Below are 5,569 nucleotides of genomic sequence, written 5' to 3' on the forward strand. Positions count from 1 at the left end.
TATGGTTCAGTTCATCCTGATGTTGCATATACTCTAATCAATATAGCTGTTCTCTACGGAGAAACTGGAAAATATGAACAGGCCCTTGAAACGTTTAATCGTGCACTAGAAATCCTGGAGAATATTTACGGACCAGAGCATCCTGATGTTGCAATCACTCTAAACAACATGGCTGTTCTCTATAGGGAAATGAGAAGATATAAAGAAGCTCTCAAAATGTTTAATCGTGCACTCAAAATCCTGGAGAGCGTTTATGGATCAGGCCACCCTTATATTCAAAAAATTCAAAGAAATATAATTAGTATTAACAAAAATACTGGTAAATAAAAAGGTCCTTCTTCAAGCTAGATGGGAATATTAGAATATTTGCGTAAAAATAAAAAATTCTGATTTATAGAAAGAGGGAGAGTAGAGAGTTCTGAGTCAGATTCCTGAATATAAAAAAAGTAAGAAAGATATGCTAGATGATGTTTCTGTGGATTACAGTGCCAGAGAAACTATCTTTGTACCAGGTGTTTATATACGTATAAATGAAGATACTCTAAGAGTTTGTTTAAGTAATCACCTGAAACGATTAGAGAAGAAGAGTCGCTGGACTACTCCTTATGCTATATTTGCCACTATTGTAATAACACTTATCACTTCTGATTTTCATGATTTTATCGTAAGTGGTGATACATGGCAAAAAATATTTTACATTGCTGGTATAATTTCAGCTTTATGGTTTATTTGCTCAGTTTTAAGTGCACGAAAATCAGAAACTGTAGACGATATAATTAACAATTTAATTGAAAAAGCTCAAAAATAACGTTTAAATTATTTATTTTTGGCATTTTTGGAGTGATCCGCGTACTCTATTACCGAGCCGTCGGGATGCTTTACTGTTATGTTCCTGCCGGTCGGGACCTTATTCAGGCCCCGGAGAATTTCGGCACCATTTTTTCCAGATAAGCCTTGAATTCATCACGAGAATCGATAAGAAAATCTTCGCCACGATTTTATGGAGCTCCAAGAACCGTTCATGATTGATTAAGGAGTGGCAAACTTCTGGATTCTTTGAAAACATGCGGCAAGCTGGTCTAATGGAGTAACATAATAAGAACGGACTAGAGTGGGAATAGCAAGCAATTGATGGTGCTGTGACAAAAGCACCATTAAGTGGAGCTGGAACCGGATATCAGAGAATTGGTTAAAGAATATGGTTATACTGCCCATAGTAAAAGCCGTGGAGAAGAATAAATAAGAATAGAGTACCGGTTTTAGGGCAAGAAGACGTGTTGTAGAAAGGACACATTCCTAGCTAAACAGATTCAGAAGACTGCTTATAAGATGGGAAAAGAAAATCGAGAATGACCTTGCTATGCTTCATTTCGCATCTGCACGGATAACATTCAGAGCAGCAGGACTTTCAGGATAGGTTCTAAGGCAAAAAGCTTACACCACTTTTGCTTCAGCGTGGCGTGCCCAGGGAATCACCAGGTACCGGTGCCTCATTTCTTTTGAGTTTTACCTCTTTTCCTTTGATATTCTTTTTCTTCTTATCTTCTAGAATTGGAAGAGCCGCCATGATTCCATCAAGTATAGCTTCAGGTCTTGGGCAGCAGCCTGGAACATATATGTCTACGGGTATAACCTGGTCCACTCCGCCTATTACATTATAACAGCTATGGAAAATTCCACCTGTGGATGCACAGGCGCCGACTGCTATAACAACTTTTGGATCAGGAATCTGGTTATAGATATTTACAAGCACGTCCACATTTTTGTAATTCACTGCGCCTGTAACCACCATTATATCTGCTTGTTTGGGGGTACCGATGTTTAACACACCAAATCTTTCAGCGTCATATAAAGGAGTAAGACAAGCTATTACTTCAATATCACAGCCATTACAACTGTTACAATTCACGTGTATAATCCATGGAGATTTTGCTAACGTCATAAATATCTCTCTTTTGTGTTATTTTCATCGGAGCAACGGATAGGATTCATTACATTTACTCTGCGTTCCGCAGTATATTTCTCAGTAGGCTTTTGAAACACATTTGAGTGACTTAAAATCTAATGTAGCTCGATGAAAATTGAATACAACTACTAATTTATAGAGAATTATTTTATATAAAGTTAATTATAAAAAAGAGTTTCAAACTATTTCTTGTGATAAAGAGAGAATTATGATTAAGAGACAAAATTTGAAGACTAAAAATGGCTCTTCACTAGTTTGAATGAGTGGCATGATCTCTTTTTTCCTGAATGATATTGTGAGACTAAAAAACCAGTTTGAAGTTCTGCTAATGTCTAAAAAAACAGTACAGTTCTAAAAAAACGGCACGGTTCCGAAAAAAAACTATATCAAAAAAGAAAAGACTCTGTCAAATCATAGGTTCATAAAAATCAGATGAGCTAAGTACTTTTTTTTGATAACCTATTGATTGCTTTTACTGTAATTCTTACTCTATTATTCTTGAAGAAATATTTCATTAACCCAGGACTTGACAGAGCCTTCTTATTATAACTATAATTTCACAAAAAATAAATTAAATAAATATTTTAAGTGTTTTATTTCAATAATTTCAGGGCTTCACGACAAGCAGCAACAGCCGGAGCTCCTGAGGTGATAAAGATAACTTCCATAGCTTCCATGATTTCTTCCTTAGTAACTCCATGATTAAGAGCACTTTTCATCTGTGCCACTGTACAGGCCTCACACTGCTTAGATGCCACAACTGCAAGAGCCATAAGGATTTTTGTTTTTGCAGGCAGAGCTCCATCAGATAATAATTTTCCATCACAACGTCTGTACTTTGTAAGAAAATCAGGATCAAGTTCTTCAAGTGTTTCTAAGATCTGGGGCTTAAATCCCATTTTCTTTTCTATACTCTCTGTTACTGTTTTATGGTCTGCCAAATTATGTCACCTACCTATTGAATAATATGTAGAAAGATCAGATGTTTTTTTTATATTTAAGACTTGACTGGCAAATAAAGAACGGTACAACTATAAATTTATAGATGATTTTTTGATTGAGCCCGTTCTAAATGATTTTCAAACACTCTAGATTAGTATTTAGGGACAAGGAAATAATGCCAATAGAATTAAAGAGGAAATAAGCCTTCAGTCTACGGAATAAACTATCAAAATTTAAAACCAGCTTTTTAGACGCAGCCTATGTCCCCAATAGTGGCATCAATGCACTCACGACACATCATTCTGGGAAGATCTTTCTTTAGTGTCAAATGGGGAAGTGGATATCCTCCTTTCATAGGTAACTCTACTTCTTTGATATGATCTATACAGAGACCTTTTCCACAGACGATGCAAACCCCTACTGCCTCGTTTTCTTTATTTTCTTCAGCGCAATCATAACACTTCATCATTCTTTATCACCTCAACAAACCTCATTAAATAGGCAGTTTTCCTTCAGAGCTTCATGGCAAGATTGGCACATAATTCTTTTAATGTGCTCAATGTCAGGCTTCAGTTCAATTGGATAACTCCCTTCCCAAGCAGGAGTTTCCTCACGAATAAGGTGCTCTTTGCAAACCCCTCTACCACACGCAATACAAATCCCAACTGCGTCCGTATCTTTGCCTTCTTTAGCGCATTCATAGCATTTCATAAGCTATCCTCCAGGTAAGAAAAAGTTGTTTATTTATCCGAAAATTTGTTAAAATGCATTAAAGTATAATTTATTAATTAAATTATACGGATGACTTCATTTATTATCAACAAGAGTCATTTCCTGGCCGCAACAAACAAGAGTTCCTCCACCTACTTCTTCTACTACAACTTCGTTACCACATATCTCACAAAGATATCTTTCTCCTTTAGCAGATACGCCCATAAACCTTTCACCCTGGTTCCTTTAAGTTATTATCTCAAAGCATTTTAATTAAACTTTCCCATTGCTATACTGATACAGTTTTTAGAGAATAATCCAAAATTCAAAGCTGATTTTCTGAAAACTGAAATGGCAAAAAATTATATTCGCTATGGATGAGATCTTAAAATACATTTGTCTTTATTTACTGTGGAAGATGTGGAAGAATTATCAAAGAACAAAGCACTAATAATATTTTTATATGTTTTTTCACAAATATGGTGTGCTTATTTTTTGATTTTATTGAAGACTCACCCACTAGCGGATAAGAGCCTGCTTACTTACAGGTGTCAAGAAGACCTTTCTTTTTACCTCCTCTTTGTTCAGAGGGGTGTATCGGTTCAACTTTGACTTCTTCTTTCTTTGTTTCTTCTTTTATTTCTTCTTTATGTTGAGTCATTAGATTCAACTCCTAAATCATTTATACTTATAACAATTTATAATAATTTTTATATTTATTGATTAAATATTTATCACCTTTCAAAGGATTCCCAATTTTTATTTATGTTCAGATTGCTCCTGCCAACTTTTTAGATACATTGACAGTTTTTCCCATCCCTCTGACCAATAAAACATCAACGGGATCAAATTTGATAACATATATTGATAACATATACATAATCTAGAGATTTTATTATCCTGGGATCACAAAATTTGAGTTGATTCCGCTAGCAATTAACTAGCGTCAATCAAATTCCTTTCATGTTACAATAAATAATTCTCCCAGTAGTTACTCAATTATTCTTATAATTATTTTAAATTATTTATATGAAAAATTGCTTATTAACAAAAGACAGCCTAGAATAAAATATTTTAAAGCCGAACAATAATATTATATAAATAAAGTGTAATGACTATCTACAAAGTTGTATCTTCTTTATTTAATGGATTTTCAACCGCAGAAAAAATAGAATAACTGTTTCATTTCTATTTATTAGTTCTGAAGACCTCTACAAAATAGAAAATTTATATTTTTCCCCCTCTTATTACATTTCAGTTTTAAAGTTTTATTTTTCTCTAACCAGCGGCAGAAGCTTGAATCTCTGGGTGTCAGAATTTTCATAGTCCGAATTTCCATAATATATACAGATTTTTCCACAAACTTTATAAATTTTCAAATACATAAATTCAACAAAACAATTGATAAAATATTAATATGTGAGTTTGTAAAGGATATTTCCTAATTTATAAGTTTATTTTTATTTAACTCTAGATAACTTACTTAAAACTGAGGAAGCACACAAATACATTTATATTAAAGGGACAGAATAATAAAAATAATAATAATAATTATAGGTGATAATATGGGGGAAACCATTGAATATTGTCATTATAGTCGTTATATAAAAATGCCTGGAAAACTCCTTGAGCCTATAGATAGTATGGCCAAAATCGGTTTAAACAAAGACGAGCAAGAAATCTTACAGGGTTTTGTGCATAACAAGGCTGAACAAAAAGCCGGTTACTACGACAAGAAAATAGCTGAAATGAAGCAGAAGTACGACATGGATTTTTCAACTTTTCAAAATAAGGTCTATTTGAGAGAAGCAGAGATCGAGCTTGAAGAATGGAATGATTTCGTACTATGGGGAAGTTACGTCAAAGCACACCGATATTGGGCGCAGTTTTGCTGAGTGAAACCTAAACCCGTTAATTTATCATTCTCTCCAGGACTCTGGTCCAAAATCC

General features: G+C 34.1%; 9 protein-coding genes and 1 pseudogene. 4 read left to right on the plus strand and 6 right to left on the minus strand.

All coding sequences use genetic code 11. The features are described from left to right. From A9239_RS10925 to A9239_RS18370, 3 genes and pseudogenes are all read left to right on the plus strand, one after another. Window positions 1-327, plus strand: a 327-nt coding sequence (locus A9239_RS10925; protein ID WP_141706435.1) for a tetratricopeptide repeat protein, incomplete at its 5' end; no start/stop codon positions are given. A 130-nt stretch (window positions 328-457) separates the two neighbouring features. Then, a complete protein-coding gene (locus A9239_RS10930) occupies window positions 458-808 on the plus strand; it encodes a hypothetical protein (RefSeq protein ID WP_048118257.1) in 351 nt (116 codons plus the stop codon). 173 nt (window positions 809-981) lie between these two features. After that, window positions 982-1,417: pseudogene (locus tag A9239_RS18370) on the plus strand (IS5/IS1182 family transposase); the annotation flags it as partial. 33 nt (window positions 1,418-1,450) lie between these two features. On the opposite strand, the gene A9239_RS10935 reads toward A9239_RS18370, so the two are convergent. The 6 genes from A9239_RS10935 to A9239_RS20485 form a co-directional block, all read right to left on the minus strand. Continuing rightward, window positions 1,451-1,942, minus strand: a complete 492-nt coding sequence (locus A9239_RS10935) for an NADH-quinone oxidoreductase subunit B family protein (RefSeq protein ID WP_048118260.1) — start codon at window positions 1,940-1,942, stop codon at window positions 1,451-1,453. Window positions 1,943-2,559: 617 nt separating this feature from the next. Continuing rightward, window positions 2,560-2,907 carry a carboxymuconolactone decarboxylase family protein gene (locus A9239_RS10940; protein ID WP_048118263.1) on the minus strand — a complete coding sequence of 116 codons (348 nt, stop codon included), beginning with the start codon at window positions 2,905-2,907 and terminating at the stop codon, window positions 2,560-2,562. A 248-nt stretch (window positions 2,908-3,155) separates the two neighbouring features. Beyond that, complete coding sequence (locus A9239_RS10945) at window positions 3,156-3,377, minus strand: DUF2180 family protein (protein ID WP_048118266.1); 222 nt, start codon at window positions 3,375-3,377, stop codon at window positions 3,156-3,158. An 11-nt stretch (window positions 3,378-3,388) separates the two neighbouring features. Then, complete coding sequence (locus A9239_RS10950; protein WP_048118269.1) at window positions 3,389-3,619, minus strand: DUF2180 family protein; 231 nt, start codon at window positions 3,617-3,619, stop codon at window positions 3,389-3,391. A gap of 96 nt (window positions 3,620-3,715) precedes the next feature. Continuing rightward, the gene (locus A9239_RS10955) at window positions 3,716-3,844 is read right to left on the minus strand and encodes a desulfoferrodoxin FeS4 iron-binding domain-containing protein (RefSeq protein WP_048118272.1); all 129 of its coding nucleotides are present in this window, start codon (window positions 3,842-3,844) and stop codon (window positions 3,716-3,718) included. A gap of 313 nt (window positions 3,845-4,157) precedes the next feature. Next, window positions 4,158-4,280 carry a hypothetical protein gene (locus A9239_RS20485; RefSeq protein WP_255361940.1) on the minus strand — a complete coding sequence of 41 codons (123 nt, stop codon included), beginning with the start codon at window positions 4,278-4,280 and terminating at the stop codon, window positions 4,158-4,160. Between the two features lie 904 nt (window positions 4,281-5,184). Here A9239_RS20485 and A9239_RS10960 point away from each other — a divergent pair. Next, window positions 5,185-5,514, plus strand: coding sequence for a hypothetical protein (locus A9239_RS10960; RefSeq protein WP_048118274.1), 330 nt, complete (start codon window positions 5,185-5,187; stop codon window positions 5,512-5,514). Window positions 5,515-5,569: the final 55 nt, after the last annotated feature.

The organism is Methanosarcina sp. A14 (genome assembly GCF_001729375.1).
Taxonomy (GTDB): Archaea; Halobacteriota; Methanosarcinia; order Methanosarcinales; family Methanosarcinaceae; genus Methanosarcina; species Methanosarcina barkeri.